The sequence below is a fragment of the Rhodanobacter sp. Root561 genome (assembly GCF_001427365.1).
GTDB lineage: Bacteria > Pseudomonadota > Gammaproteobacteria > Xanthomonadales > Rhodanobacteraceae > Rhodanobacter.
In genome coordinates this window covers 370,822-396,695 of record NZ_LMGH01000013.1, presented here as the reverse complement: position 1 = coordinate 396,695, position 25,874 = coordinate 370,822, and the positions used below count along the sequence as shown (strand labels likewise).

The 25,874-nt window shown below is 67.4% G+C and carries 26 protein-coding genes and 1 tRNA gene; 7 read left to right on the top strand and 20 right to left on the bottom strand.

All coding sequences use genetic code 11. The features are described from left to right. Window positions 1–5: 5 nt before the first annotated feature. Together ASD55_RS14000 and ASD55_RS13995 are read right to left on the bottom strand one after the other, a co-directional pair. A complete protein-coding gene (locus ASD55_RS14000) occupies window positions 6–1,055 on the bottom strand; it encodes a DUF535 family protein (protein WP_056766963.1) in 1,050 nt (349 codons plus the stop codon). A gap of 103 nt (window positions 1,056–1,158) precedes the next feature. After that, window positions 1,159–2,199, bottom strand: coding sequence for a hypothetical protein (locus tag ASD55_RS13995; protein ID WP_056766961.1), 1,041 nt, complete (start codon window positions 2,197–2,199; stop codon window positions 1,159–1,161). Window positions 2,200–2,417: 218 nt separating this feature from the next. Between ASD55_RS13995 and ASD55_RS13990 the strand changes: the two genes are divergently transcribed. Beyond that, window positions 2,418–2,900 (top strand): hypothetical protein, encoded by a 483-nt coding sequence (locus ASD55_RS13990; RefSeq protein WP_056717248.1) that lies wholly within the window; start codon window positions 2,418–2,420, stop codon window positions 2,898–2,900. Between the two features lie 51 nt (window positions 2,901–2,951). Here the strand turns inward: ASD55_RS13990 and ASD55_RS13985 are convergent, their stop codons facing one another. Beyond that, entirely contained in the window at window positions 2,952–5,633 is a 2,682-nt protein-coding gene (locus ASD55_RS13985; protein WP_056766959.1) for a M1 family metallopeptidase, read from the bottom strand. Window positions 5,634–5,930: 297 nt separating this feature from the next. Here ASD55_RS13985 and oxyR point away from each other — a divergent pair, with 297 nt between their 5' ends. Next, entirely contained in the window at window positions 5,931–6,878 is a 948-nt protein-coding gene (gene oxyR, locus ASD55_RS13980; RefSeq protein ID WP_056766957.1) for a DNA-binding transcriptional regulator OxyR, read from the top strand. Window positions 6,879–6,950: 72 nt separating this feature from the next. Beyond that, entirely contained in the window at window positions 6,951–7,547 is a 597-nt protein-coding gene (locus tag ASD55_RS13975) for a hypothetical protein (protein WP_056766956.1), read from the top strand. Here the strand turns inward: ASD55_RS13975 and ASD55_RS13970 are convergent. Both ASD55_RS13970 and ASD55_RS13965 read right to left on the bottom strand, forming a co-directional pair. Continuing rightward, the gene (locus ASD55_RS13970; protein WP_056766954.1) at window positions 7,541–8,059 is read right to left on the bottom strand and encodes an adenine phosphoribosyltransferase; all 519 of its coding nucleotides are present in this window, start codon (window positions 8,057–8,059) and stop codon (window positions 7,541–7,543) included. The two genes, ASD55_RS13975 and ASD55_RS13970, sit on opposite strands and share 7 nt — an antisense overlap. A 36-nt stretch (window positions 8,060–8,095) precedes the next feature. Further along, window positions 8,096–8,371, bottom strand: coding sequence for a DUF2007 domain-containing protein (locus ASD55_RS13965; protein WP_056717253.1), 276 nt, complete (start codon window positions 8,369–8,371; stop codon window positions 8,096–8,098). 111 nt (window positions 8,372–8,482) lie between these two features. On the opposite strand from ASD55_RS13965, the gene ASD55_RS13960 reads away from it, so the two are divergent. From ASD55_RS13960 to ASD55_RS13945, 4 genes are all read left to right on the top strand, one after another. Continuing rightward, complete coding sequence (locus ASD55_RS13960; protein ID WP_056766952.1) at window positions 8,483–10,243, top strand: glutamine--tRNA ligase/YqeY domain fusion protein; 1,761 nt, start codon at window positions 8,483–8,485, stop codon at window positions 10,241–10,243. 12 nt (window positions 10,244–10,255) lie between these two features. Then, on the top strand, window positions 10,256–10,816 hold the full coding sequence (locus tag ASD55_RS13955; RefSeq protein WP_056717255.1) for a nucleoside deaminase: 561 nt from the start codon (window positions 10,256–10,258) through the stop codon (window positions 10,814–10,816). Further along, a complete protein-coding gene (locus ASD55_RS13950) occupies window positions 10,813–11,529 on the top strand; it encodes a VTT domain-containing protein (RefSeq protein WP_056766950.1) in 717 nt (238 codons plus the stop codon). Before ASD55_RS13955 ends, ASD55_RS13950 begins: the two co-directional genes overlap by 4 nt. Window positions 11,530–11,658: 129 nt before the next feature. Then, entirely contained in the window at window positions 11,659–13,557 is a 1,899-nt protein-coding gene (locus ASD55_RS13945) for a hybrid sensor histidine kinase/response regulator (RefSeq protein WP_235577824.1), read from the top strand. 51 nt (window positions 13,558–13,608) lie between these two features. On the opposite strand, the gene ASD55_RS13940 is transcribed toward ASD55_RS13945, so the two are convergent. The 15 genes from ASD55_RS13940 to ASD55_RS13870 form a co-directional block, all read right to left on the bottom strand. After that, a tRNA-Lys gene (locus tag ASD55_RS13940) sits at window positions 13,609–13,684 on the bottom strand. A gap of 72 nt (window positions 13,685–13,756) precedes the next feature. Further along, the gene (gene queC, locus ASD55_RS13935; protein ID WP_056767014.1) at window positions 13,757–14,443 is read right to left on the bottom strand and encodes a 7-cyano-7-deazaguanine synthase QueC; all 687 of its coding nucleotides are present in this window, start codon (window positions 14,441–14,443) and stop codon (window positions 13,757–13,759) included. A 137-nt stretch (window positions 14,444–14,580) separates the two neighbouring features. Continuing rightward, window positions 14,581–15,273 carry a 7-carboxy-7-deazaguanine synthase QueE gene (gene queE, locus ASD55_RS13930; protein ID WP_056766946.1) on the bottom strand — a complete coding sequence of 231 codons (693 nt, stop codon included), beginning with the start codon at window positions 15,271–15,273 and terminating at the stop codon, window positions 14,581–14,583. An 11-nt stretch (window positions 15,274–15,284) separates the two neighbouring features. Beyond that, the gene (gene ybgF, locus ASD55_RS13925; protein WP_056766943.1) at window positions 15,285–16,154 is read right to left on the bottom strand and encodes a tol-pal system protein YbgF; all 870 of its coding nucleotides are present in this window, start codon (window positions 16,152–16,154) and stop codon (window positions 15,285–15,287) included. Continuing rightward, the gene (pal, locus tag ASD55_RS13920; RefSeq protein ID WP_056717260.1) at window positions 16,154–16,660 is read right to left on the bottom strand and encodes a peptidoglycan-associated lipoprotein Pal; all 507 of its coding nucleotides are present in this window, start codon (window positions 16,658–16,660) and stop codon (window positions 16,154–16,156) included. Before pal ends, ybgF begins: the two co-directional genes overlap by 1 nt. Before the next feature lie 250 nt (window positions 16,661–16,910). Further along, on the bottom strand, window positions 16,911–18,242 hold the full coding sequence (tolB, locus tag ASD55_RS13915) for a Tol-Pal system beta propeller repeat protein TolB (protein ID WP_200946195.1): 1,332 nt from the start codon (window positions 18,240–18,242) through the stop codon (window positions 16,911–16,913). Beyond that, the gene (tolA, locus tag ASD55_RS13910) at window positions 18,239–19,183 is read right to left on the bottom strand and encodes a cell envelope integrity protein TolA (protein WP_056717261.1); all 945 of its coding nucleotides are present in this window, start codon (window positions 19,181–19,183) and stop codon (window positions 18,239–18,241) included. Before tolA ends, tolB begins: the two co-directional genes overlap by 4 nt. Beyond that, entirely contained in the window at window positions 19,170–19,622 is a 453-nt protein-coding gene (gene tolR, locus ASD55_RS13905) for a protein TolR (RefSeq protein WP_007808412.1), read from the bottom strand. The genes tolA and tolR overlap by 14 nt, the downstream gene beginning before the upstream one ends. Window positions 19,623–19,636: 14 nt before the next feature. Next, entirely contained in the window at window positions 19,637–20,323 is a 687-nt protein-coding gene (tolQ, locus tag ASD55_RS13900) for a protein TolQ (protein ID WP_007808409.1), read from the bottom strand. A 38-nt stretch (window positions 20,324–20,361) separates the two neighbouring features. Beyond that, complete coding sequence (gene ybgC / locus ASD55_RS13895) at window positions 20,362–20,769, bottom strand: tol-pal system-associated acyl-CoA thioesterase (protein WP_056717262.1); 408 nt, start codon at window positions 20,767–20,769, stop codon at window positions 20,362–20,364. Further along, window positions 20,762–21,811 (bottom strand): Holliday junction branch migration DNA helicase RuvB, encoded by a 1,050-nt coding sequence (gene ruvB / locus ASD55_RS13890; RefSeq protein WP_056766941.1) that lies wholly within the window; start codon window positions 21,809–21,811, stop codon window positions 20,762–20,764. The genes ybgC and ruvB overlap by 8 nt, the downstream gene beginning before the upstream one ends. A 93-nt stretch (window positions 21,812–21,904) precedes the next feature. Continuing rightward, window positions 21,905–23,836 carry a potassium transporter Kup gene (locus ASD55_RS13885; RefSeq protein ID WP_056717264.1) on the bottom strand — a complete coding sequence of 644 codons (1,932 nt, stop codon included), beginning with the start codon at window positions 23,834–23,836 and terminating at the stop codon, window positions 21,905–21,907. A gap of 15 nt (window positions 23,837–23,851) precedes the next feature. Continuing rightward, window positions 23,852–24,448, bottom strand: a complete 597-nt coding sequence (ruvA, locus tag ASD55_RS13880) for a Holliday junction branch migration protein RuvA (protein ID WP_056717265.1) — start codon at window positions 24,446–24,448, stop codon at window positions 23,852–23,854. Then, entirely contained in the window at window positions 24,445–24,987 is a 543-nt protein-coding gene (gene ruvC / locus ASD55_RS13875; protein WP_235577823.1) for a crossover junction endodeoxyribonuclease RuvC, read from the bottom strand. The genes ruvA and ruvC overlap by 4 nt, the downstream gene beginning before the upstream one ends. Window positions 24,988–25,099: 112 nt before the next feature. Continuing rightward, window positions 25,100–25,822 (bottom strand): YebC/PmpR family DNA-binding transcriptional regulator, encoded by a 723-nt coding sequence (locus tag ASD55_RS13870; protein ID WP_007808398.1) that lies wholly within the window; start codon window positions 25,820–25,822, stop codon window positions 25,100–25,102. Window positions 25,823–25,874 lie beyond the last annotated feature (52 nt).

Genomic DNA, 25,874 nt, shown 5'->3' with positions numbered 1-25,874 from the left:
GCGCGTCATGGACCGGCAACCAGCAGGCCGGCGGAAGCGGCCGGGTGTTTCTCGCCGCCGCGAAATCGCTGGGCCGGCGTCGCCGCGCCTTCGCGCGACTCCGCGGTTTCCGCGGCGGCAGGCAGCGCTCCGGTCGATCGCCGAAACGCGGCCGCGAAGGCGTCACCGGCTTCCCGCCGGAAGGCTTCGCTGCGCTGCTGCTTTTCGCGGCGGCTGCGCGGACCTTCGGCGCACGGCGCGGGAATCAGCGACAACGGCAACGCATGACAGCCTGCGCCGGCGCTCACGCCGCCCTGTGCTTCCCAGAACGCATCGCCGCTGGCGGCAGCTTCCACGTCCGCACCGTCGGCATCCGCACCCGACTGGCCGACGCAGGCTGCCGCCGTGACGGCGCGAATCCGCTTCAGCCCATGCAGCGCCGCCAGCTCGCGCACCAGCGACATCAGCAGGTCCTTCGGATGCAGGCCGTGGCTGCCCCGGATGAATTCCCGCGTCGCCTCGAACGGCGCATGCGGGCCCGCGCCCCGCAACGCCCCGATGGTGACGCTGTCGCGCCGATCGAAGGTCAGGATGCACGAGGCCAGCACGTCCTTGTCGTCGCTGAGCAGCAACAGGCTCAGCTCGCCCGCGTCGGCGCGCGAAGGCTTGCGCAGGTGCAGGTGCACGTCGGCCGCATCCTCCAGCCGCAGCGTAGTCAGGCGCGCGCCACCACCCAGCACGAGGCGTTCGGCCAGCCATGCGGGAAAGCGTCGCATCACGAAATCGTAGTGCGCATTGACGATGCGACGGCGCGCGGCGGGGTTGAAGTGCGTCGAGATGTAGGGCCGGTGCCAGCGCTCGTACAGCCGCGGATCGGCCTGCGCCGCCCGCCACATCGCCTCGCGCGCATGCAGCGAGCGCAACCACTGCGTCTGGCGGATGCACAGCCGCAGCCAGCTGGTCATGTGCAGGGCCAGCTGCCAGCGTCCGTCACCGGAGGCCTGGCGCAGCGACCAGCGACTGCGCACGGCCTCCGTCCACAAGCGGGTCGTCCTGCTGATTTGTTCGATGCGCATCGGTCCGCCTCGTCATGCCGAGTTGACCTGTGAGACGCGCGAGCCACCGGTTTTTGAAATGCCGGCGATCAGCAGTCCGCTGCGCGGCGACCGGCGGACCCGATCAGTCCGAAATCGCCAGCACGCATTCGTCCGCGCCGTAGCTGCGGCAACACACCGGAAAGATCGACAGGCTCCCCGGCGCAATGACCGGTCCCAGCAAGCCTTCGAGGAATCCGCTGAAGAAGCTGCAGCCGGAGTGGCCCTGCTCCGTGCACAGCGGGCTGTCGAGGATGTGCAGCTGCGACCCCTGCTGATCCACTTCCACCAGCGCCCGCAAGGCCGGCGTGCCGATGCGCTCGAGTGCATCGGTCAGGCCCAGGCCACCATCCATCGCGTATTCCCGCGCGAACACCCACGCACCGGCGCGCTGGCCGGCCAGCGCCAGCGAGGATTCGCGCGCGCCGTCCGGCACCGAGGCGCTCAATGCCAGCAGCCTGGGCATCAGTTTCGGATAGTCGTATTCGAGTGACTGCAGCGCCTTGTCGACCGCGCTCTCGTCCGCGTCCAGGGCCACCACGTCGACGAAGGGATTCGCCTCCACCGATGCGACAGGCGGTGGCGCCGGCGCACGCGTGGTGGGCAGGATGAACTCGAAGTCCGGCTCCGCTGGCGCAGGCGGCGCCGCCGGAACGGTCTGCACGGCTTCGGCCTGCACGGCTTCGGTCTTCGCGGGCCGGGCCAGGATCGGCGCCACCGCGAAGGGCTCGTCCGTCAGCACTTCTCTCGATGGCGATGCGGCAGGCGAAGCGACGGGCGCCGGTGCAGGCGCCGCCACCTTCGCGACAGGCGTGACCGGCTCGGGCGCCGGCGGCGGCAGATAGGTCGCCCGCTTCACCGTGGCGCCGAAATGCGGCTGCTCCTCGCCCTCCACGAACGGCGTGATCCGGAAGCTGACGAAGCGGTCATAACCTTCCAGCGCCGCTTCCAGTTCGCGCTTCTTGCGCGGCGAGCCGCGCACCACCATCGTCAACAGTGTCCCATGGGGGTCCTGCACCAGACGCTGGCGCTGCAAGGTGAAACCGCTGGCAAGAATGAAACGGCCAACTTCGATGAGCAGGCCTTCGCGACTTTGCGAAAGCCCCTGGATTTCCAGCTCGATCATCAAGCCCCCTGTAGGCGATGCCGATGGAGATGTGGGTTGAAGGACGGCGCCGGTCCCGAACAGGGCCCGGGCGCACATCGGTGCAACGGAGCAATTTTATCGCGGTCCCGCCGCCCGGGGTGTGAACGGATACGGCGGATGGAACATGTCTTGCGGGCACGCGTGGCGGATGGCGGTGCAAGCACGTATCGTCGCCGCTTCCCCAGCGAAGGTTTGCCATGGCCACGCCGAAACCGTTCCACCATGCTGCCTTTCTGCGCGACCTGGAGCAATTCGTCGCCGGTGGAAGCTGCCCTGCCTCCTGTTCGCCCGAACTGGCCGCGATCCTGCGGACCCCGGGCGTCGATGCCCGGCCCTCACCGGCGGCCAGCCAGCTGGTTCGCCTGCTGCATGCACGCAAGGCCGTGCTGAAGGCAGCGTTCGACACCGGGCAGGTCGCCGACGAATTGCGTCGCCACCAGAAGTTCGCCAGGCCCGGGCAGCCGTCGCCGCATATCGTGCAATTGCGCCAGCAACAAGCCGCCGCACGACAGGCTTCCAGCCAGTCGCGACAACTGCTGATCCAGTCCGCCGCCGCCTTCGTGCGCGAGGCCGGCATCGTGCCGCCCGCGCGACTGGCCCTCGAGGTGTTCATCGACGGCTGGATGGAAGCCGGCTTGCCGAAAGAGCCGAGCACGCCAGAGGCGGGCACGCCCGGATAAAAAAGCGCCGCCGGCACGATGCCGTGCCGGCGGCGGATACCTCGTTGCCGCTTAGCGCAGGATGCTGGCCGGGTCCTGCTTCGCCGTCAGCGCACTGCACAGCTGGATCGATTCGCCGGTCTGGGCCAGGCCACGACCGATGCCGGCAGCGTCCTTTTCGCGGGTCTTGAAGAACGCCTGCAGGCGATCGTACTCGGCGGTGGAGCAGCCACCACCGGCGGCCAGCGACGGCAGGCGACCACCGGAGAAGCTGCCGGTGCGATCGAGGATCTGCTGGTAGTGAGCGGTGAACCAGTTCCACATCGCGTCACGCTGGGCCTGCGTATCGCGACCACCGCGCAGCAGCATGCCCATCTCGCCGACCTTGACCGGCTTGGTCAGCGCGAAGTTGCGCACCTGTTCGGCCAGTGCCGGATCTTCCACGCTGGCCAGGCCGCCGAGGATGCCGTTGCGCAAGGCCGGATCGCTGGTCTTGGGCAACTCGGCGATCAGCGCATCGACCGCGCTCTTGCCGTGTTCCTGCACCGCCACGCCCAGCGCATCGCCAAGCAGGTCGGGATCGGCCGCGGCCAGGTTCAGGTGGCCATCCGCCGTCGGCTTCAACGCCGCATCACCCTGCTTGAGCAGGGCCGCACGCACTTCGGGCAACTTGAAGTCGAACGCCAGCGAACTGGCCAGGCTGCTGCGCATCAGCGAATCGTCTTCCGGCTCGCCCGCCTTGCGCTGATAGCCGAGCTGCTCCAGTCGCGGCAGGTAGGCGGCCTTTGCCCATGCGGCCAGACGGGCGCGCTGGGCATCGGTGGTGGCAATGCGATGGTAGAGACCGCTGGCCGTGCCCAGTGGCACGGTGGCCACTTCGCGGATCTTCGAGCCGGTCAGCGGCTGCATGGCCGCCAGCACCTGGCCGGCATCCAGATCGCCACGGCGGAAGCTGGCGTTGATCGCATCGGCGTAGGCCAGCTGCTCGGCGTCGCTGAGCGTGCCGACCTGCTTGATCAGGCGGTCGAGCCCGTCCTTGTCGAGGCTGAAGCGGTAGTAGCCGCTGGCGTTCGCGTTCGGCATCACCCAGGTCGACTTGCTGGCGCCGGGCAGCTCCATCGAACCGGTGGCCTGGTCGAGCATGTCGCAGGCGACCTTGCTGCCATCGACGGTGCCGTAGCGCACGCACACCGGCACGCCCCAGATGCGCTTGGCGTCGCCGCTGCTGCCCAGCGGAAGGTAGCGGCTCTGGTTCAGCTGCAGCACGGTCTTGCCATCCTTCTGCTCCAGCTTCGTGGCCACGTAGGGCACGCCGGACTGGTCGAGGAAGCTCTTGAACGCATGCTTGAACGCGTCGCCCTTGTCGGCCGCGGTGGCGATCGCCGAGACCAGGTCGTCGGCGGTGGCGTTGCCGAATTTCTGGCTCTGGATGTACGCCCGCATGCCCTTCTGGTAGGTCTTCTCGCCCACGTAGTTCTCGAACATGGCGATGACGCTGGCACCCTTCTGGTAGGTGATGCCGTCGAACGCGGTCATGATGTCGCCGTTGCCGGAGATCGGCTGACGGATGCTGCGCGCGCTGACCAGGCTGTCGTTGCTCATCGCGCCCTGCGCGCCGCGCACGCGGTCGAGGTCGGCGCGGTATTCCGGATGCACCTGCATGGTGACTTTCTGCTGCATCCAGGTCGCGAACGCCTCGTTGAGCCAGATGTCGTTCCACCACGCGGTGGTCACCGTGTCGCCGGTCCACTGGTGCGCCAGCTCATGCGCGTTGACGTTGAACGAGCCCTGCACGTTGCGTGCCGGGGAATCCTTGTCCAGCAGTAGCAGCCAGTCGCGGAACGTCACCAGGCCCGGGTTCTCCATCGCGCCGGCCTCGAAATCCGGCGCCGCCAGCAGGTCGAGCTTGCCGAACGGATAGCCGAAGCCGTAGTAGTTCTCCAGCGCATGGATGATGCTCGGCGTTTCGCCCAGCACGTGTTCCATGCGATGGCCTTCGCCCTTGGCGGCGATGCCACGCAGCTTCAGCGGTTCGCTGCGGTAGGCGTCGGGCGAGATGTCCGGGCCGTCCACGATGTCCCACGGGCCGACCGCGAACGCGACCAGGTAGGTCGGCAGCGGCTGGGTCTGGGCGAAGGTCACGGTCTTCCAGCCCTTGCCGGCCGGCTGCTCCTTCACCTGCTTGGTATTGGCCACCACGTTCTCGTGGTCGGGCACGGTGATGCTGATGTCGAACGGGGTCTTGAAGCCGGGTTCGTCGAAACCGGGGAAGGCGAAGCGCGCGCTGATCGGCTCCATCTGCGTCATCGCATACGGCTGGCCCTTGGCGGTGACCTTGTACAGGCCCTGCAGCTGCTGGTTGAGCGGCGCGCTGTACTCGAACTTCACGGTGAGGTCCTGCGGCTTCAGCGTGCTGCCGAAATCCACCCGCACCACGCCCGCCTTCGGGTCGACGTTGACGTACTTGCCCGCGTGCGTCTTGCCGGCGGCATCGGTGATCGTCACCTTCGACACCTTCAGTTCGGCGCCATCCAGCCACAGGTGGTCGGAGGCCTGGTTCAGCTTGACCTTGATCGTGGTGGTGCCGGAAAAGTCCTGCTGCGCCGGATCGACCTTGAACGCCAGCTGGTACGACTGCGGCACCGCCCAGCCCGGCAGGCGACCCTGCGGCGCCTGGTCGGCGGTGGCGGCAAACGCGGCGCCACAACAAGTGGCGAGCGCGGTAAGCAGGAGCGGGCGGACGAGACGGCGCATGGTGGTTTCCCTGGGTTGTGGAGAATCCCCAAGCTAGAGCCGCCATGACCTTCGACCCAGTGCCAGAAGGCATGGCCGGGCATCAGCCTGGCACGGGCCCAAAAAAAACCGGCGATGAAGCGGACTTCATGGCCGGCCGGGGAAGCCCGCGCGCCTGCGGGGGAGAGGGAGGGGACTCCGACGCGCGGGGTGTCACGAGATCAATGGCGCACAGCGTACCGAGCCTTCTTGCATTGCTCCAATTGATTGTTACCATCTCGCCCATAGATTCTGGCTATTGTCGTACCGGGATGAGCGATGAATCTGCGCGACCTTCAATACCTGGTGGCCCTGGCCGAGCACCGTCATTTCGGGCGCGCCGCGAATGCCTGTTTCGTCAGCCAGCCCACCCTGTCCACCCAGATCAGGAAACTGGAGGACGAGCTGGGCGTGCCGCTGGTCGAGCGCACGCCGCGCAAGGTGTTGCTGACCGAGGTCGGCCGCGACATCGCGATGCGCGCGCGCAACGTGCTCAACGAGATCGAGCAGATCCGCGGCGTGGCCCGGCGCACGCTGGACCCGGAATCCGGCACGGTGCGGCTGGGCATCTTCCCCACGCTGGGGCCGTACCTGCTGCCGCATGTGCTGCCGCTGGTGCGCAAGGCCTTCCCACGACTGGAACTGCTGCTGGTCGAGGAGAAGACCGAGACCGTGCTGCGCCTGCTGCACGAGGGCAAGCTCGACGCCGGCATCCTCGCCCTGCCGCTGCACGAGGACAGCCTGCACCAGGAATTCCTGTTCGAGGAACCGTTCCTGCTGGCGGTGTCCGAAGCGCATCCGCTGGCGCACAAGCAGGGCCAGCTGAAGCTGGCCGACCTCACCCACCAGAACCTGCTGCTGCTGGAGGACGGCCACTGCCTGCGTGACCAGGCGCTGGAGGTCTGCCACATGGCCGGCGCGGGCGAACACTCCGGCTTCCGCGCCACCAGCCTGGAAACCCTGCGCCAGATGGTGGCGGCCAACGTGGGCATCACCCTGCTGCCGGTGACCGCGGTGAAGCCGCCGGTGGCGCCGCTGGATAACCTGCACCTGATCGAGTTCCGGGGAACGCCACCGAGCCGGCGCATCGCGATGGTCTGGCGCAAGAGTTCGGCGATGGACGCCTTCCTGAAACGCCTCGCCGACGTGCTGCGCGAGCTGCCCGCCGACCTGCTGGACGCGCACACCGCGGCGACGCCGCCGGCGGCCAGGGTCTCCGCCGGCTGACGCCGAACGGCCGGACGCAAGCCGGCATCCATCATCCACGCAAGCAGCCAGCCGACCACGGACCCCCTGACGATGCGCAAACTGCTGATCGCCGCCGCGGTGCTGCTGGCCCTGCTGTTCGTGCTGGCGCACCGGCAGCATGCCGCGGTGGAAACCGGGCCGGGCGTGCTGGCCTCCGAGGCGCCGCAGCAGGTCGATCTGGACCAAGGCGCACTACTACAACGCGACGGCGTCAGCCTGCAGACACGCGCCCACTTCGACATCACCGCGCGGGTGCTGTCGCGCAAGGGCTATTCGGGCTCCCGCGATGGCGACCTGGTGCCGCTGGACCTGGCGCTGGGCTGGGGCCGCATGTCCGACAGCACCGTGCTGGCCGGCATCGACATCAGCCAGTCCGGGCGCTTCTACTACTGGCACGTGAAGGACTTCCCGATACCGCGCCGCGAGATCGAAACCTCCAGCGCCAACATGCACATGATCCCGGCCGACGAGGACGTGAAGCACCAGCTGGAGCTGATCCGGCCGGGCCAGGTGGTGCACATCGAGGGCTTCCTGGTCGATGCCAGCCGGGCGGACGGCTGGCATTGGAACACCTCGATGACCCGCGACGACACCGGTGGCGGCGCCTGCGAATTGATCTACGTCGAAAGCGTCACCGTCACTCAGTAGTGCAGCAGGCCGTGCAGCGGCTCGCCGCCGGGCCAGCGCTCGCGCCCGCGCAGCGCGTCCAGTTCGATCACCACGCTGGCGCCGACCAGCTCGGCGCCCAGTTGCCCGACCAGCTCCCGCGCTGCGGCCAGCGTGCCGCCGGTGGCCAGCACGTCGTCGACCAGCAGCACGCGCTCGCCCGGGCGGATCGCGTTGCGCTGCACTTCCAGCCGATCCGTGCCGTACTCCAGCTGGTAGTCCACCGCGATCACCGGCGGCGGCAGCTTGCCGGGCTTGCGCAAGGGCACGAAGCCCGCGCCCAGTTTTTGCGCCAGCGCCGCGCCGAAGATGAAGCCGCGCGCCTCGATCCCGCACACCGCCTGCACGCCGCGGCCCAGCCACGGTTCGGCCAGCGCATCGATGCAGCGGACGAAGCCTGCGGCATCGGCCAGCAGCGGCGTCACGTCGCGGAACACCACGCCGGCGCGCGGAAAGTCGGGCACGGCGCGGATCAGCGCGGCGAGTTCATGCATGTCGTTTCCTCGGGAATTCACGCCGTGAAGCAGAGCTCAGCACGGCAGGGGCAGCGGCTCGCCGGGTAGTTCGTCGTCGCGCATCGCTTCGCGCGCTTCGCTCAGCTGCATCTCGACCCCGGCCACGATGGCCTGGCCGTCGGCCAGCGCGGCCTCGGGCACCATCACCGCGATGTAATCCATCGCCGGCAACTGGCCCACCGCGCCGGTCAGGTACTCGCCGGCGATGAACGCGGGGATGCCGCCGGCTTCCAGCGCATCCTTGACCAGATGGGCATCGAACAGGTTCTCGGCGCGATAGACGATGTGCATGGGCTGCACGCTAACCCGCACGGCAGCGCGGGGCAAGCCGGCCGCCCTGCCCCGATCACGGTGACAGGGTAAACTTGCACGTTTCCACCACCGTCCGTGAGCCACAGCCCGATGTCGACCGATCAGCCCGCCGCCGCACCCGCCCCGCCGCCGGCCGCGGCACCCCAGGATTTCATCCGGCAGATCGTGCGCGACGACCTCGCTTCGGGCAAGCACACGGCGATCCACACCCGCTTCCCGCCGGAGCCGAACGGCTACCTGCACATCGGCCACGCCAAGGCGATCTGCCTGAGCTTCGGCATCGCGAAGGAATTCGGCGGCTGGTGCAACCTGCGCCTGGACGACACCAACCCGGGCAAGGAAGACCCCGAATTCGTCGAGGGCATCAAGGACGACGTGCGCTGGCTCGGCTTCGAATGGCACGAGCTGCGCCACGCCTCGGACTACTTCGAGGTGTTCTACCGGGCGGCGTGCAAGCTGATCACCGACGGCGTGGCCTATGTCGACGACCTCGACGCCGAGCAGATGCGCGCGTACCGCGGCACGCTGACCGAGCCGGGCCGCCATTCGCCGTATCGCGAGCGCTCGGTGGCAGAGAACCTCGACCTGTTCGCGCGCATGCGCGCGGGTGAATTCGCCGACGGCAGCAAGACCCTGCGCGCGAAGATCGACATGGCCTCGGGCAACATCAACATGCGCGACCCGGCGATCTACCGGGTGCGCAAGATCGCCCACCAGAACACCGGCGACGCGTGGCCGATCTACCCGATGTACGACTACGCGCACTGCCTGTCCGACGCGCTGGAAGGCATCACCCATTCGCTGTGCACGCTGGAGTTCGAGGACCACCGCCCGCTGTACGACTGGTTCGTCGACAAGGTCGACCTGCCGAACCATCCGCAGCTGTGGCAGCCGCTGCTCGCCGCGGGCCTGCCCACGCAGCCGGCCAAGCCGCGCCAGATCGAATTCTCCCGGCTCAACCTCAGCTACTGCATCACCAGCAAGCGCAAGCTGGCCCAGCTGGTCAGCGACGGCTTCGTCGACGGCTGGGACGACCCGCGGATGAACACCTTGCGCGGCCTGCGCCGCCGCGGCTTCACCCCGGCCGGACTGCGCCTGCTGATCGAGCGGCTGGGCGTGAGCAAGCAGAACAGCGTGATCGACTACGCCGTGCTCGAAGGCTGCATCCGCGAGGACCTGGACGCCACCGCGGCGCGGCGCATGGCGGTGCTCGACCCGCTGAAGCTGGTGCTGACCAACCTGCCCGAAGGCCACGAGGAAACACTGAGCTTCGCCAACCATCCCAAGGACGAGAGCTTCGGCACGCGCGAGGTGCCGTTCGCCCGCGAGGTGTGGATCGAGCGTGACGATTTCGCCGAAGTGCCGCCGAAAGGCTTCCATCGCCTGAAGCCCGACGGCGAAGTGCGCCTGCGCGGCGTGGGCATCGTCAAGTGCACCGACATCATCAAGGACGCCGACGGCAACGTCATCGCGCTGCACGGCACGCTGGACCCGGAAACCCGCCATGGCCTGCCCGGCGCCGACCGCAAGGTGAAGGGCACCATCCATTGGGTCAGCGCGAAGCACGCGGTGGCCACCGAGGTGCGCCTGTACGACCGCCAGTTCAGCGTGCCCGCGCCCGACAACGAGGAAGACGGCAAGACCTGGCTGGACCACATCAACCCCGACGCCAAGCGCGTGGTGCAGGCGTGGCTGGAGCCGGCCGCGGCCCGTGTCGAGCCCGAACAGCGCTTCCAGTTCGAACGCCTGGGCTACTTCGTGGCCGACCGCGTCGACCATCGCGCCGAGGCTCCGGTGTTCAACCGCACGGTGACCTTGCGCGACGTCTGGGCCCGGGCCGCTGGCCAGTAAACGGAGAACCGCATGTTGCCCCTGCAAATCCATCTGACCCTGCCGCCGTGGATCGGCGACGTGGTGGATACCAACAGGCGTTACCAGAGTGACGAGGAACGCGTCGGCCTGGCGATCGAGTTGTCGAGACAGAACGTCGAGCGCGGCGGCGGCGGTCCGTTCGGCGCGGCCGTGTTCAACAACCACAGCGGCCGGCTGGTCGCCGTGGGCGTGAACCGCGTGGTGCCGCAGAGCTGCTCGGTGGCGCACGCGGAAATGATGGTGATCATGATCGCCCAGCAGCGACTGAGCCGGCATCGGCTGAACGAGGACGGCGGCCACTACGTGCTGGCCACCAGCTCGCAGCCGTGCTGCCAGTGCTATGGCGCCAGCGTGTGGGCCGGCATCGACGAACTGCTGATCGGCGCGCGCGCCGAAGACGTGGAGGAGCTGACCGATTTCGACGAAGGCCCGCTGCCGGCCGACTGGATCGGCGAACTCGAGCGCCGCAACATCTCGGTCCGCCGCGACATCCTGCGCGACCAGGCCCGTGCGGTACTGGCCACATACGGCGCCAGCGGCACACCGTATTGAGCCGCTGGCGCGCCACGCTGCCGCTGGTGCTGCTGGTGCTGGCCGGCGTCGTGCTGTTCGCCTCCGGCTCGCTGGACCAGTTGACGCCGCACCGGCTGCTGGCCAACCATGCCAGCCTGCATGCACAGATCGATGACCACCCCTGGTTGAGCCGGCTGGCCTTCACCGGTTTGCTGACGCTGACCGTGGCCACCGGCATCCCCGGCACCATCGTGGTGATCCTGGCCGGCGGCTTCGCCTTCGGGGTGGTCGACGCCACGCTGTATTCATCGCTGGGACTGACCCTGGGATCGCTGATCCTGTTCCTGGCCAGCCGCTACGCCTTCGGTCCGGGCAGCCGCCAGCCGCCGGCCATCGTGGCGCGGCTGCACCATGGCTTCGAGCGGCACCCGGTCAGCTACACCCTGTTCCTGCGCTTCATTCCGGTCGTGCCATTCGGCGCGGTCACGGTGGCGCTGGCCTGGCTGCGCTGCCCGCTGTGGCTGTTCCTGGGCGCCAGCTGGCTGGGCGGCACGGTCTCGCTGATCTTCGAAACCTCGATCGGCGCCGGGCTTGGCGACGCGATGAGCCAGAGCGACAGCCTCGGCCTTGGCCTGTTCCTGCACCGCGAGGTGCTGTTGCCACTGGGTGCGATCGCCCTGCTCGCCCTGCTGCCCCTGCTGATCGAGCGCATGACCCGGCGCCGGCGCCAGCGTCGATTCCCGCTGGACTGAAACGGATCGCGGCAGCTGCCAAGCCGCCCCATTTCGCGCTAGTGTGACACCGGACAACCGGCAGCACCTCGGGCCCGGCATCAATGCCCATCGGTCCGCGACGCGCGATGGGAGACGGGACGGATGGACATGGCGGCTGACTCCTGGCCCAAACGACTGTGGCAACGCCGGTCGTTGATGCAGCGCATGGCCTTCGTGGCCCTGATGCCCGCCCTGATCACCGCCGCCCTGCTGGCGGCCTTCCTGGCCCAACGCCAACTGGTCAACCTGCGCGAGATGGCCCGGAGCAATGCCGACGCCATCGCCACCCAGGCCGCCTCGATCAGCCTGCAGCCGCTGCGCAACATGCAGCTGCGCGAGCTGAGCCGCATCGCCGACTCGGTGGGCGACCTGCCGCATGTCATCCGGGTGCAGATACGAAGCGGCGCCGGCCAGATCCTCGCCGACCACAACGAGCTCGACGGCAACCGCAAGCCGGCGGAAGTCCTCACCGTGGTGCGCGAGATGATCGACCGCGACCAGCCCGGCGGCGTGGCCGAAGGTTCGGTGCGGGTGGACGTCAGCCTGCACCAGGCCATTGCCATGCAGCGTGCCAGCCTGCGTCACGCGCTGATCGCCCTGTTGGTCAGCCTGCTGCTCGCCGGCGTGCTCGCGTGGCAGGCGGCGCGCTGGATCAGTGCGCCATTGCGCCACCTTGCCGGCGCCGTGCATCAGTTGGGGCTCGGCGACCGGCCGGTCGAGGTGCCGGTGACCGACCGCACGGAAATCGGCGAACTGCAACAGGGCTTCAATCATGCCGCCGCCGCGCTGCATGACATCCAGAGCGGCATGCGCCAGCAGATCGAACAGGCGACGCGGGAACTGGCGCACAAGAACGCCGCACTCGAAGCCGCCAGCCTGGCACGGTCGCGTTTCCTGGCCGCGGCCTCGCATGACCTGCGCCAGCCACTCTATGCGCTGACACTGTTCTCCTCCGCGCTCAGCGTCGACGAGGAGCGGCCGGAACAACTGGACCGCATCGCCCATATCCAGGAATGCGTGCAGTCGCTCGACCACCTGTTCAACGAATTGCTCGACCTGTCGCGACTGGAGACCGGCGCGGTGCAGGTCGAGATCAGCGAGTTCCCGCTGGCCCAGGTGTTTGCCGAAGTCGCCCGGAATTTCGACATGGTCGCCGAGCAGCGCGGGCTGCAGTTGCTCATCCATCCGACCCGGCTGTGGGTCCGCAGCGACCGCACCATGCTGAGCCGCATCCTCAACAACCTGGTCAGCAATGCGCTGCGCTTCACCCATCATGGCGGCGCGCTGATCGGTGCCCGCCGATGCGGTGACGGGCTGGTCCGCATCGAGGTCTGGGACACCGGCAGCGGTATCGCGCCGGAACACCTGCCCAACGTGTTCGACGAGTTCTACCGCATCGACGATCGCGCCGACGCCGGACTGGACGACGGCTCGCAATCGGGCCTCGGACTGGGACTGGCCACGGTGCAGCGGCTGGCGGTGCGGCTCGACACCGAAGTGCGGGTGCAGTCCCGGCTCGGTCGCGGCAGCGTGTTCCATTTCCGCCTGCCGACCGCCCACGCCAGCCCCGGGGAATCGATGGCGCCCCACGAGATGCCGGTCGATCTCAGCGGCAAGCGGGTGCTGGTGGTGGACGACGACCCGGCCATTCTCTCCGGCGTGCGTTTCCTGCTGCGCAGCTGGGGCTGCGAGGTGGAGGTGGCCGAGGATCGCCTGCAGGCGATGGAGGCCGTCGAGAACTGGCCCGGCCCGCCGGACATCGTGATCAGCGACCTGCAGCTGCGCGGCGGCACCCGCGGCATGGACCTGTTCGCCGCGCTCGACCAGCACTACCAGCGCGACGGCGACACGCCGTTCGCACGACTGCTGGTCACCGGCGAGACCCGCGTCGACCACCTGCGCGACATCATCGCGGCCAACATTCCGCTGCTGTACAAGCCGGTCTCGCCACCCCAGTTGCGCAGCGCGATGATGTCGGCGTGGACCAGCACCCGCGCCGGCCGGTGATCACGATGTCGACGCGCAAAAAAAGAGCGCCCCGCAGGGCGCTCTGAAAACTGGTGGGTCGTCCGGGATTCGAACCCGGGACCAATGGATTAAAAGTCCAGTGCTCTACCAACTGAGCTAACGACCCATCGTTGAAAACTCAAGCGATCAATTTTACGGGCTGCGTGGCAAGCGCACAAGCAAGCGCCCCGCGGCCGGATCACGCATAGCGCGTGGGATCAGCCAGCCCGGCCTCGCGAAAGCCCTGGGCGCGCAGGCGGCAGGCGTCGCAATGTCCGCAGGCGCGGCCCTCGTCGTCGGCCTGGTAGCAGCTGACCGTGGCGGAAAAATCCACGCCCAGGCGCTGCCCTTCGCGGGCGATGTCAGCCTTGCTCATGCGCATCAGTGGCGCGTGGACATGGATACCGGCGCCCTCGACGCCAGCCTTGGTCGCCAGATTGGCCAGCTGCTCGAACGCCTCGATGAAGGCCGGGCGGCAATCGGGGTAACCCGAATAGTCGACCGCGTTGACGCCGCACCAGATGTCGCTGGAACCCAGCACCTCGGCCCAGCCCAGCGCGATCGACAGCATGATGGTGTTGCGCGCCGGCACGTAGGTGACCGGGATGGCGCTGGCGTCCGCGGCATCCAGCGGCACGTCGATGTCGGCGGTCAACGCCGAGCCACCGATGCTGCGCAGGTCGATGCCCACCGTCTTGTGCTCGACCGCACCCAGCATGCTGGACACTCGGTCGGACGCCGCCAGTTCCGAATGATGGCGCTGGCCATAGGAGACGCTCAGCGCGTGCACCTGATAGCCCTGTTCACGAGCCATGGCGATGACGACGGCCGAATCCATGCCGCCGGAAACGAGTACGACGGCCTTGCGGGGGAAATTTTCAGACATGGTTTGCATCCACGGGGTACGACCGGTCACCGGCCGGAAAGCGCCACCGGCAACACAGGCCGGCGCGCGATGTTCGTTGCAGGGTCCGGCCACCGATGGCCGTTCCCGCTTCCCGCGCCCCGGGCGGGCGCAGAAAACTATCTCCCGGCGGCGTCATTCCACAGCAGCTTGTGCAGCTGCAGCTGGAAGCGCACCGGCAGCCTGTCGGCGATGATCCACTCGGCCAGTTCGCGCGGCTCGACCTTGCCCCAGACCGGCGAGAACAGCACCATGCAGCGATCGGCCAGGCTGTGCTCGGCCAGCACGGCGCATGACCACTCGTAGTCTTCGCGACTGGCGATGACGATCTTGATCTGGTCGTGCGGCAGCAGGTGATCGAGGTTCGACCACAGGTTGCGCGCGCTTTCGCCCGAGCCGGGCGCCTTCAGGTCCATCACCTTGCGCACGCGGGGGTCGACGGCGGAGACGTCCAGCGCGCCCGAGGTCTCCAGCGACACCTCGTAGCCGGCATCGCACAGGCGCTGCAGCAGGATCAGGCAGCGTTTCTGCGCCAGCGGCTCGCCGCCGGTGACACAGACGTGCCGCGCGCCATGCGAGGCGACTTCGGCCAGGATCTCGTCGATCCCGTGCCAGTCGCCGCCATGGAACGAATATTCGGTATCGCACCAGACGCAACGCAGCGGGCAGCCGGTGAGGCGCACGAACACGGTTCGCCAGCCGATCGCGTCGGCTTCGCCCTGGATCGAATGGAAGATTTCGGTGATGCGCAGCCGCTCCGGGACGGCCACGGCAGGCGTCGCCGACGCCTGCTGCGCGTCATGACCGCTCATCGCCGCGGGACTCAGTTGCCCGACTGCAGTTGCAGACGCTGCAGACGTTCCTTCGCCAGGCTGGCCGCCTTGGAACCCGGGTACTCCGTGGTGACCTGGGTCAGCGTGGCCCTGGCCTCGTCGCTCTTCTTCAGCTCGAGCTGGCTGTAACCCACCTTGAGCAGGGCGTCGGGCGCCTTGTCACTCTGCGGGAACTGGCTCAGCAGCTGCTGAAACGACTCCAGCGCCACCGGGTAGTTGGTGGTGGCGTAGTACGACTCGCCCAGCCAGTACCAGGCGTTGGGAACCAGCGGATGATTCGGGAATTGTTGGATGAAGCTGCGGAACTCGCGCGATGCTTCCACGTAATTGCCGCCGCGGATCGCCTTGAACGCCACGTCGTAAGCCGCCTGCGCCGCCGCCGGATCGCCTGCGGCTACAGCCGCGCTGGCTGCGACCGCCGGAGCGTTGCCGGCGGCCGCTGCTGCCGGCACATTCGCGCTGGCGCCTGCGGCAGGGCTGCCCGCGGCCGCGGCCGCTGCCGCCGGGTTGCCGGCGCCGGGCGCCGCGCCCGCGCCACCCGACTCCAGACGCCCGAGCCGGGCATCGAGATCGGTGTACTGGGCCTTGTTCTTGTCGTCGAGCGTCTGCAGCTGGTGCTGCAGTTCCTCGACCTGACCCTGCAGTTGCTGCACCTGGGCCTGCAACTGCTGCATCTGGTTGACCATGCCCGTGCCGGACTGGTCCTTGTTCTGTGCCTGCTGTTCCAGCCGCGCGACACGATCGGCGAGGCTCAACCGGGAGTCCTGCGCGAAAGCCGGGAACGCGAACAGCACGGCGGACGCGATGGCGCCCGCCGTGCTGATCCTGGCTGCAAAGCTGTTAGCCAGTCGCTTCATCATTACTGCGCCGTGTAGACGATCTCGACGCGACGATTCTTGCTCCAGCAATCCTCGTTGTGCTCACGGCAAACCGGCTTTTCCTTGCCATAGCTGATCACTTCCAGCTGGCTGGCCTGGCCGCCATTGGCCTGCAGCGCGTCGGAAACGGCATTGCCACGACGCTCGCCGAGGCCGAGGTTGTACTCGCGGGTGCCGCGCTCGTCGGTGTTGCCTTCCAGACGGATGTGCGACATCGGGCGATCCTGCAGGTACTTGGCGTGGCACGCCATGATCTGCTGGAACTCCGGCTTGATCTCGGTCTTGTCGAAGTCGAAGTACACGACGCGCTGACGCAGGCAGGCATCGGTATCGAGATCGGCGGGGGTGTACTTGCCGTCAGAGACGGGTGCCTGCACGGGAGCAGCCTGCTCCGGAGCCGGCTGCGGTTTGACTTCCTGCTTCTTGGAGCAAGCGGCCGCGCCTACGCAGAGCAGGGCAACCAGGGCGACGCGAACGGTCTTATTCATGGTGACGTTCCTTACGGGTTGAGTTCCGACAAACAATGACGATGGGAATTACGGGACAGCTGACGCCGGTTGACCGGCTGTTATTTTGACACTTGAAAGATCGATGGTGCGTGAGCCTGCACCATCCACCTGACTGGCTCTCGACGCGACAAGCGCCGTCACCGGAAACCGAAACGCGCCTTGCCGGCGCTGTTCGGGCCCAATCCCTGGGCATCATGCTGCCGCACTTTCGCGCAGCAGCATGAAAATATCATCGTTGCCGGTATGGCCCCCAGGCCGGTTCGCGCACGTCGCCATCGGAAAGTACGAGGCGCTGGCGAACCTGACCGTCAGCCGATACGGCGTACAGCACGCCGCGACGTCCTTCGGTAGCGGCATAGAGCAGCATGCTGGCATTCGGAGCAAAACTCGGGGACTCGTCAATCGGGCCCGGCGAGAGGAATCGCACCTGGTCACCCAGGCTGCGATCCATGATGGCAATACGATACACGTTCCCATTGCCCTGCACCATCGCGATCTGCTTGCCGTCGTAGCTCACCGAGGCGTTCGCGTTGTTCTGGCCCTGGAAACTGATCCGCTGCGGCGATCCGCCGCTGGCCGGGACCTGGTAGATCTGCGGCCGGCCGGAACGGTCGGAGGTGAAATAGATGCTCTGGCCGTCCGCCGACCAGACTGGCTCGGTGTCGATCGACAGGCTGTTGGTCAGGCGGGTTTCATGGCGGCTGCCCAGGTCCAGCACGAACAGTTCGAGGTTGCCCACGTAGGACAGCGCCACCGCCAGCTTGCTGCCGTCCGGCGACCACGCCGGCGCACCATTGATGCCGCGGGGGTGCGACTCCACCAGCTGGCGCGAGCCGGTGGTGATGTCCTGCACGTAGATGTTCGAGTTGCCGCTCTCGAACGACACATAGGCCAGCTTCTTGCCGTCCGGCGACCAGGCCGGCGACAGCAGCGACTCGCGCGAACGGGCCACCACCTGCGGGTTGTAGCCGTCCGAGTCGGCCACCAGCAGCGAATACGTCGTGTTGTTGCCCAGGCCGACGGCGGTGATATAGGCGATGCGGGTCCAGAAGGCGCCACGCACGCCGGTGATCTTCTCGTAGATCACGTCGGCGATCTGGTGCGCCACGCTGCGCAGGTCACCGGCGGGCGCCGGCGGCATCTGCTGGTGCAGCAGGCTCTGCTGCTTGTTGACGTCCCACAGTTCGTATTCGACCTGGACCATGCCGTTGCCGGCGTCCCTGATGCTGCCGACCACGATGTAGTCCTGCTTGAGCAGGCGCCAGGTCGGGAACTTGATGTCGGCCCCCTTCGACGGGAATTCCACGATGTCGCTCTTGGCCAGCGAACGGAACTTGCCCGAGCGGTTGAAATCGTTGCGCATCACGTCGGCGACGTCGGTCGACAGCGGGGCGCCGCCGGCCTGGGCAAACGGCACCACCACGATCGGGGTGGCGGTCTTGACGCCACCGACGATGTCCACATTCAGCGACTGGGCCGCGGCAGGACCGGCGAACAAGGCCACGGCGGCCAGCAGGATGATGGCGAAGCTTGAGCTGAATTTGCGCATGGGCTTGATCATTGCGGCCTGAATGTGAAGGTAAGGTTGCGTTGGAACACGCTTTCAAAACCCTTGTACGGCAGGGTCTTGGTGCGCAACACCGCGTTTTCGACCGAACGGCGACCTGCGTCGTCGTACGGACAGCTGGAATCGACGGTGGCACTCATCACGTCGCCACCGGGCGATTGCACGATATGAACCTGACAGGGGAGCGCCGCTATGTTATCCGGCCTTAACCAATTGGGCGTGACCGCATTCTGAATGGCCGCGGCGTATTCGTCGGCCAGATTGCTGTTCTGGCTGTTGTTGCCGGTCTGGCGCTGGTCGGCGGCCGGCAGGTCGGGCTGACCGTCATCCTGGGCGTTCTTGAGGTCCTCCAGCTGCTGTTTCGCCTGCTTTGCCTTGTTGTCCAGCTGCCTGGTCTGGGCCGAGGCCGCGTCCATCTTGGCAAACAGCGCGTCGAGCTTCTTCTTCTCCTCGGCCTTCTTCTTCGCCGCCTCGGCATCCAGCTCGGACTGGCGCTGGCGTTCCTTTTCTTCCTGCAACTGCCTGGCGTCTTCGGCCTGCTTGGCGGCGTCCTCGACCACGCGTTCCTGGTCCTTGACGTCGACATGCTTGGGCGGCGGCGGCAGCTGGCTTACCGGCGGGGTCACCGGCGGTGGCGGGGTCGGCGGTGGGATGGTCGGCGGCGGCGGGGTGGAATCGGGCACGGGCTTGGCCTTGACCGCCTTCGGTGGCGGGCTGCCGGTGCGCCCGATCAGGGTTGCCTCGATGATCGGCCCCTGCAGCTCCAGCGGCTTGGCGCAGGCAATCGGGTTCATCCACGCCGGCAGATGCAGCGCGTTGAAGAAATTCTCGTAACTCGAACACGGCAGAACCGCGAGGAACAGAAACCCCACGATGCCGATATGCAGGATGGCGGAGACTACGACCGCCTTCGGCGTCGCCTTACTTTCGTCCATCGGACGTGCTCTTGCCCTGCACCGGCTGGGCCATCAGGCCGACCTTGGAGACGCCGGCCTGCTGCAGGTCGGCCAGCACCTGGACCACGCCGCCGTAGTGCCCCTGGTCGTCGCCGGCCACCAGCACGTTGACGTCCGGATTGGTGCGCACGAACGCGCCGACCTTGGTCTGCAGTGCCGCCGCGTCCAGCAGCTCCTTCTCGGCGCCGGGCAGGGTCAGGAACAACTGGCCGTCCTGCTTCACCGTGACGATGACCGGGTCCTTCTTCTGCTGCAGCGACTTGGCGTCGGCCTGCGGCAGGTTCACGTCCACGTTGGACTTCATCATCGGCGTGGTGACCATGAAGATGATCAGCAGCACCAGCATCACGTCGATGTAGGGCACCACGTTGATTTCGGATTTGAGCTTGTAGCGCCGCTGACGGCCGGAGGTTCGCATGAGTTGCTCTCCGCTCAGGCGACGTCGTCGGTCTGGATCTGCCGCTGCAGCACGGAGGAGAACTCCTCCTGGAACACGTCGTAGCGCGAGGCGATGCGCTCGACCTTGGTGGCGTAGCGGTTGTACGCCCACTGCGCCGGGATCGCGGCGAACAGGCCCATGGCGGTGGCGATCAGCGCCTCGGAGATATGCGGGGCGACCACCGCGATGGTGACGTCCTTCATCTCGCCCAGGCCCTGGAACGCACCCATGATGCCCCATACCGTGCCGAACAGGCCCACGTACGGGCTGATCGAGCCGACGTTGGCGAGGAATTCCAGGTTGCGCTCGAGCAGGCCGATCTCGCGCGTGCCGGCGACCTGCATGGCGCGCTCGGAACCCTCGATCACGCTGCGGGTGTCATGCGTCTTGCGCTGGCGCTGGCGGGCGAACTCGCGGAAGCCGGACTCGAAGATGTTCTCGATCCCGCCGGTGCCGCCCTGGCGGCTGCTGACCTCGCGGAACAGCTGGGCCAGGTCGCCGCCGGACCAGAAGCGCTCCTCGAATTCCTCGGCGTTCTCCATCGCCGCCTTGGTCTGCGAATACTTGCGCACGATGATGACCCAGGACAGGAACGAGAACACCAGCAATACCAGCAGCACCAGTTTCACCGGCAGGCTCGAATCCGCGATCAGCGTGAAAATGTTCAGTCCACCGTTCATTGCTTGCAGGTACTCCGCCGGTTCGGCTTGGTTGTTCTTTAAGGAATCAGGTCGGCCGGAATCGGTGCCGGCCGCATGCGCTGGAGATCGACGCAGGCCACCCGCACGCTGGCGCGGATCAGGCAACTGCCGTCCGCCTTCATGATCGTCTGGGTGAACAGGATACTGGCAGCGCGCCGTTCTTTGACGTCGACCGTTACCGTCAGTTCATCATCCAGCAGGGCTGGCTTGAGAAAGTCGATGTGCATGTCGCGCACCATGAAGGCCAGCCCGGTGGCCTGCTTGTACGCCAGCTGGTCCACGCCCAGCGCGCGCATCCACTCGCTGCGGGCGCGCTCCATGAAACGCAGGTAGCCGGCGTGATAGACCACGCCGCCGGCGTCGGTGTCTTCCCAGTAGACCCTGACCTTCCAGCTGAAAGGCAGTTGCGTGGCCGGCTCAGACATCGCCAGCCCCCGCATCGAACAGGTCGGCCGCCTGCGCCTGGCGCGGCGGCGGAGTCAGCCCCAGGTGGCGCCAGCCCTTCGCGCTGACCATGCGGCCGCGGGCGGTGCGCACCAGGTAACCCTGCTGGATCAGGTACGGCTCGACCACGTCTTCCAGCGTGCCGCGGTCCTCGCTCAGCGCGGCGGCCAGCGACTCCACGCCAACCGGCCCGCCGTCGAAATTCTCGATGATCAGGCCGAGCAGGCGCCGGTCCAGTTCGTCGAACCCCTGCGGGTCGATCTTCAGCATGTCCAGCGCGGCCTGCGCCGCGGCCAGGGTGATCTCGCCACCGGCGCGCACCTCGGCGTAATCGCGCACCCGGCGCAGCAGGCGGTTGGCGATGCGCGGCGTGCCGCGCGAGCGGCGGGCGATTTCCTGCGCCCCTTCCGGCGCGCAGCTGATGCCGAGGATTTTCGCCGCCCGGCGCACGATCGCGGTGAGCTCGTCGGTGGTGTAGAACTCCAGCCGCTGCACGATGCCGAAACGGTCGCGCAAGGGCGCGGTGAGCATGCCGGCGCGGGTGGTGGCCCCGATCAGGGTGAATGGCGGCAGGTCCAGCTTGATCGAGCGGGCGGCCGGGCCTTCACCGATCATGATGTCGATCTGGAAGTCTTCCATCGCCGGATAGAGCACTTCCTCGACCACCGGCGACAGGCGGTGGATCTCGTCGACGAACAGCACGTCGTTCGCCTCCAGGTTGGTCAGCAGCGCGGCGAGGTCGCCGGCGCGTTCCAGCACCGGGCCGGAGGTGGAGCGCACGTTGACGCCGAGCTCGTTGGCGATCACGTGGCTCAGTGTGGTCTTGCCCAGGCCAGGCGGGCCGAAGATCAGCACATGGTCCAGCGCCCCGCCCCGCTTCCTGGCCGCCTCGATGTAGATCGACAGCTGTTCGCGCACCGCCTGCTGGCCGAGGTATTCGGTCAGCCGCTTCGGCCGGATGGTGGCTTCCAGCGCCTCGTCGTCGAGCTGGGCGGATGCAGCGATGATGCGGGCTTCGGTCATGAGAGCATTATGGCCGCAGAAGTGAGTGAAGAGGAGTGAGGAGCGAGTGGGCAAGCCCGCTTTCTCTCACTTCTCGCTCCTCTTCATTCACTCCTAAATTTCGACCTGCGCCCCCAGCTCGATCAGCCGGTTGCCGGGGATCTGGAAGAACGCAGTGGCGGGCAGCGCGTTGCGCGACATGAAGGCGAACAGCTTGTCGCGCCACAGCGCCATGCCGGGACGACGCTCGTCCGCCACGATGCTCTCGCGGGACAGGAAGAAGGTGGTGTCCATCATGTCGAAGGCGAGGCCTTCGCGCGAACACTGCGACAGCGCCTGCGGAATGTTCGGGTCCTCGGCGAAGCCGAAGCGCAGTTCCAGCGCGTAGAAGTCGTCGCTTCCGGACGACAGCGCGGTGAGCTGGATGCGCTCGTCGGCCTCGGCCACCGGCGTCTCCAGGATGCCGACGGTGAGCAGCACGTTGCGCTCGTGCAGCACCTTGTTGTGCTTCAGGTTGTGCAGCAGGGCATGCGGCACCGCGCTGAGGTTGGCGGTGAGGAACACCGCCGTGCCGGGCACGCGCAGTGGCGGATGCGCAGCCATGTTCTCGATGAACGGCGCCAGCGCCAGGCCGCCCTGCTTGATCTCGCGCACCACCAGCTCGCGGCCGCGGCGCCAGGTGGTCATCACCGCGAACATCAGCAGGCCCAGCACCAGCGGGAACCAGCCGCCCTGCAGGATCTTCAGCGTATTGGCGCCGAAGTAGCTGAGGTCGATCGCCAGCAGGATCAGGCCCAGGCCGATCACCAGCAGCCGGCTCCACTGCCACATGCGGCGGGCCACGATCATCACCAGGACGGTGTCGATCGCCATCGTGCCGGTCACCGCGATGCCATAGGCGCCGGCCAGCGCATTGGACGAGCCGAAGCCGACCACGGTGGCGATCACCGCCACCATCAGGGCGCGGTTGATCCACGGCAGGAAGACCTGCCCGATCGCCTCGCGCGAGGTGTGCACCACCTGCATGCGGGGCAGGAAACCCAGCTGGATCGCCTGCCGGCACACGGTGAAGGCGCCGGAGATCACCGCCTGCGAAGCGATCACCGCCGCCACCGTGGCCAGCGCGATCATCGGATACAGCGCCCACTCCGGCACCGAGTGGTAGAACGGATTGGCGATGGTCTCCGGATGCACCAGCAGCAGGCCGCCCTGGCCGTAGTAGTTCAGCAGCAACGCCGGCATCACGAAGAAGAACCACGCGGCACGAATCGGCACCCGGCCGAAGTGGCCCATGTCGGTATACAGCGCCTCGGCGCCAGTCACGCACAGCACCACCGAACCCAGCGCCAGGATCGAGGTCTTGCCATGGGTCATGAAGAACTGCACCGCATGCCATGGATTCAGCGCACGCAGCACTTCCGGTGCCTGGATGATGTTCCACACGCCGATCACCCCCAGCGCCAGGAACCACACCACCATCACCGGCCCGAAGATCGCGCCGACCTTGGCCGTGCCATGCCGCTGCAGCCAGAACAGGCCCAGCAGCACCGCCACCGTCACCGGCACCACGTAGTGCGACAGCGACGGCGCGGCCACCTGCAGGCCCTCGATCGCGGACAACACGGTAATGGATGGCGTGATCACGCCATCGCCGAAGAACAGCGCCGCCCCCAGCAGGGCCATCAGCATCACCGCCCGACGCGTGGCCACGGACTTGCCGCTGGCACGCTGCGCCAGCGTCATCAGCGCCATGATGCCGCCCTCGCCCTTGTTGTCCGCACGCATGACCAGGCTGACGTACTTCACCGCCACCACCATGATCAGCGACCAGGTCACCAGCGACAGGATGCCCAGCACCGTGCTCGGCCGCGGATGCAGGCCGTGCTCGGGCAGGAAGGTCTCGTGCATGGTGTACAGCGGGCTGGTGCCGATGTCGCCGAACACCACGCCGATCGCGCCGAGGATCAGCGTCGACTTGGCGCCACGCACGTGGGCGGTGTCACCGTGGGCCGATGGCTGGGCCGGGTTGTCTGCTTGCGTATTCATTGAAGTCCTGGCGAACTAGCTGCCCAGAGCGGCGCGCAGCGCCTTGCGGATGATGGCTTCGGCCGTATCGCCTTCCGCGGCCACTTTCTGCACCAGGCGGCTGACCTCGGCAGGCTTGTAGCCCAGCTGCTGCAGCGCCACGGTCGCTTCGCCGGCCGCATCGAGCGGTGCGCTGGCGCGCTGCGGCGACACGCCGGGAACGCCGGCCACGCCATCGAGCCGGTCGCGCAGTTCCACCACGATGCGCTCGGCGGTCTTCTTGCCGATGCCGGGGATCTTGGTCAGGGCCACCACGTCACCGGCCTGCACCAGCCGCGCGAAATGGTCGGTGGACACGCCGGACAACACGGACAAGGCGATCTTCGCGCCAATGCCGCTGACCTTGAGCAGGTTGCGGAACAGCGCGCGCTCGGTCTCGTGCAGGAAGCCGTACAGGGTGATGCCGTCTTCCTTCACCGCATGATGGATCAGCAGCACCACTTCCTTGCCCAGGCCCGGCAGGTCGTAGATGGTCGACATCGGCGCCTCGACGTCGTAGCCGACCCCGCCCACGTCGACCAGCAACGACGGCGGCTGCTTGCCGATCAGGGTGCCGCGCAGACGCCCGATCACCGACGTCGCCTCCAGGCGGTGCGCGGGATGCCGACCCGGGCCAGACTGGCCCGGGTGTGTGCGTGCGTGACCGCGATCGCCAGCGCATCGGCGGCGTCGGCCTGCAACGGGCCTTTCAGGCCCAGCAGGACGCCGATCATGTGCTGCACCTGGGTCTTGTCGCCGCGGCCACTGCCGACCACGGATTGCTTCACCTCGGTTGCCGCGTATTCGTGCACCACGATCCCCTGACTGACCACTGCGCAAATGGCGGCGCCACGCGCCTGGCCCAGCTTCAATGCCGAGTCGGGGTTGCGCGCCATGAACACGCGCTCGATCCCGCACTCGGCCGGCCGATGCGTGGCGATGATGTCACACAGCTCGTCAAAGATGCGTTTGAGCCGCAACGGGAAAGTCGCCTCGCCCGCCACCGCAAGCGCGCCGTGGAACACATGGCTCAGCTTGCCCGTGTCGTCCACGTCGATGATGCCCACGCCGGTGCGCTGGCTGCCCGGATCGATACCGATGATCCGGGTGGATCGGGATTCGGTCAAAGCCACGGCTCGCACCTGGCCATCTCGCGGGCGCTGGAACGAGCCACGAAACTCGCCTTGCGCACCAGCGAAACCGGAATCCCGAATCCCGAATCCCGGATTCCAGCGCCTTGCTGCTTCACGTCGGCAGCAGGGCGTTGTGCGACACCTCGCTGACGTCGTCCAGCGAGTCCAGCTTCTCGAGCAGGTCCATCAGCTGTTCCAGCGCCTCTTCCGGCACCTCGACGCGGTTGTTGGGACGCATCACCACGCCGGCGTGCAGCGCGCTCAGCCCCGCGTCGACCAGCGCCTGCTGCACCGCCTCGAAGTTTTCCGGCGCACACAGCACGGTGCTTTCGCCGTGCTCGTTGACCACGTCATCGGCGCCGGCTTCCAGCGCTGCTTCCAGCACTTTCTCCTCGGCCGCCTCGTCGCCGCCGGTGGCAAACACCAGCTCGCCGCAACGGGTGAACTGGAACGCCACCGATCCGCTGGTGCCCAGGTTGCCGCCGTGCTTGGTCAGCGCGTAGCGCACGTCGGCCACGGTGCGGGTGGGGTTGTCGGTGAAGCTTTCGATGATCAGCGCGGTGCCGGCCGGGCCGTAGCCTTCGTAGCGCAGTTCCTGCATGTCGGCGCCGCCATCGGCACCGGAGCCGCGCTTGATCGCGCGCTCGATGGTGTCCTTGGTCATGTTGGCCGACAAGGCCTTGTCGATCGCCGCACGCAGGCGCGGGTTGCCGCCAGGGTCTGCCACTCCGGCGCGGGTGGCGACGGTGATTTCGCGGATCAGCTTGGTGAACACCTTGGCGCGCTTGGCGTCTTCGGCGTTCTTGCGACCTTCGATGGACGGACCTCTACCCATGACGATTCCTGCACGACGGCGGTTGGACAAGCCGGGAATTTTACCTGAATTG

Excerpts from the sequence above, each read along its gene's own strand:
- ASD55_RS13995 (WP_056766961.1), bottom strand. The coding sequence starts at position 2,199 with ATGATCGAGCTGGAAATCCAGGGGCTTTCGCAAAGTCGCGAAGGCCTG.
- tolR (WP_007808412.1), bottom strand. The coding sequence starts at position 19,622 with ATGCGAACCTCCGGCCGTCAGCGGCGCTACAAGCTCAAATCCGAAATC.
- tolB (WP_200946195.1), bottom strand. The coding sequence starts at position 18,242 with ATGATCAAGCCCATGCGCAAATTCAGCTCAAGCTTCGCCATCATCCTG.
- ruvB (WP_056766941.1), bottom strand. The coding sequence starts at position 21,811 with ATGACCGAAGCCCGCATCATCGCTGCATCCGCCCAGCTCGACGACGAG.
- ASD55_RS13870 (WP_007808398.1), bottom strand. The coding sequence starts at position 25,822 with ATGGGTAGAGGTCCGTCCATCGAAGGTCGCAAGAACGCCGAAGACGCC.
- ASD55_RS13975 (WP_056766956.1), top strand. The coding sequence starts at position 6,951 with ATGCGCAAACTGCTGATCGCCGCCGCGGTGCTGCTGGCCCTGCTGTTC.
- ASD55_RS14000 (WP_056766963.1), bottom strand. The coding sequence starts at position 1,055 with ATGCGCATCGAACAAATCAGCAGGACGACCCGCTTGTGGACGGAGGCC.
- queE (WP_056766946.1), bottom strand. The coding sequence starts at position 15,273 with ATGAGCGGTCATGACGCGCAGCAGGCGTCGGCGACGCCTGCCGTGGCC.
- tolQ (WP_007808409.1), bottom strand. The coding sequence starts at position 20,323 with ATGAACGGTGGACTGAACATTTTCACGCTGATCGCGGATTCGAGCCTG.
- ASD55_RS13965 (WP_056717253.1), bottom strand. The coding sequence starts at position 8,371 with ATGCACATCGTCTATCGCGCCGAGAACCTGTTCGATGCCCATCTGGTC.
- ASD55_RS13970 (WP_056766954.1), bottom strand. The coding sequence starts at position 8,059 with ATGCATGAACTCGCCGCGCTGATCCGCGCCGTGCCCGACTTTCCGCGC.
- ASD55_RS13960 (WP_056766952.1), top strand. The coding sequence starts at position 8,483 with ATGTCGACCGATCAGCCCGCCGCCGCACCCGCCCCGCCGCCGGCCGCG.
- oxyR (WP_056766957.1), top strand. The coding sequence starts at position 5,931 with ATGAATCTGCGCGACCTTCAATACCTGGTGGCCCTGGCCGAGCACCGT.
- tolA (WP_056717261.1), bottom strand. The coding sequence starts at position 19,183 with ATGGACGAAAGTAAGGCGACGCCGAAGGCGGTCGTAGTCTCCGCCATC.
- ASD55_RS13955 (WP_056717255.1), top strand. The coding sequence starts at position 10,256 with ATGTTGCCCCTGCAAATCCATCTGACCCTGCCGCCGTGGATCGGCGAC.
- ASD55_RS13990 (WP_056717248.1), top strand. The coding sequence starts at position 2,418 with ATGGCCACGCCGAAACCGTTCCACCATGCTGCCTTTCTGCGCGACCTG.
- ASD55_RS13885 (WP_056717264.1), bottom strand. The coding sequence starts at position 23,836 with ATGAATACGCAAGCAGACAACCCGGCCCAGCCATCGGCCCACGGTGAC.
- queC (WP_056767014.1), bottom strand. The coding sequence starts at position 14,443 with ATGTCTGAAAATTTCCCCCGCAAGGCCGTCGTACTCGTTTCCGGCGGC.
- ASD55_RS13945 (WP_235577824.1), top strand. The coding sequence starts at position 11,659 with ATGGCGGCTGACTCCTGGCCCAAACGACTGTGGCAACGCCGGTCGTTG.
- ybgC (WP_056717262.1), bottom strand. The coding sequence starts at position 20,769 with ATGTCTGAGCCGGCCACGCAACTGCCTTTCAGCTGGAAGGTCAGGGTC.
- ybgF (WP_056766943.1), bottom strand. The coding sequence starts at position 16,154 with ATGATGAAGCGACTGGCTAACAGCTTTGCAGCCAGGATCAGCACGGCG.
- pal (WP_056717260.1), bottom strand. The coding sequence starts at position 16,660 with ATGAATAAGACCGTTCGCGTCGCCCTGGTTGCCCTGCTCTGCGTAGGC.
- ASD55_RS13985 (WP_056766959.1), bottom strand. The coding sequence starts at position 5,633 with ATGCGCCGTCTCGTCCGCCCGCTCCTGCTTACCGCGCTCGCCACTTGT.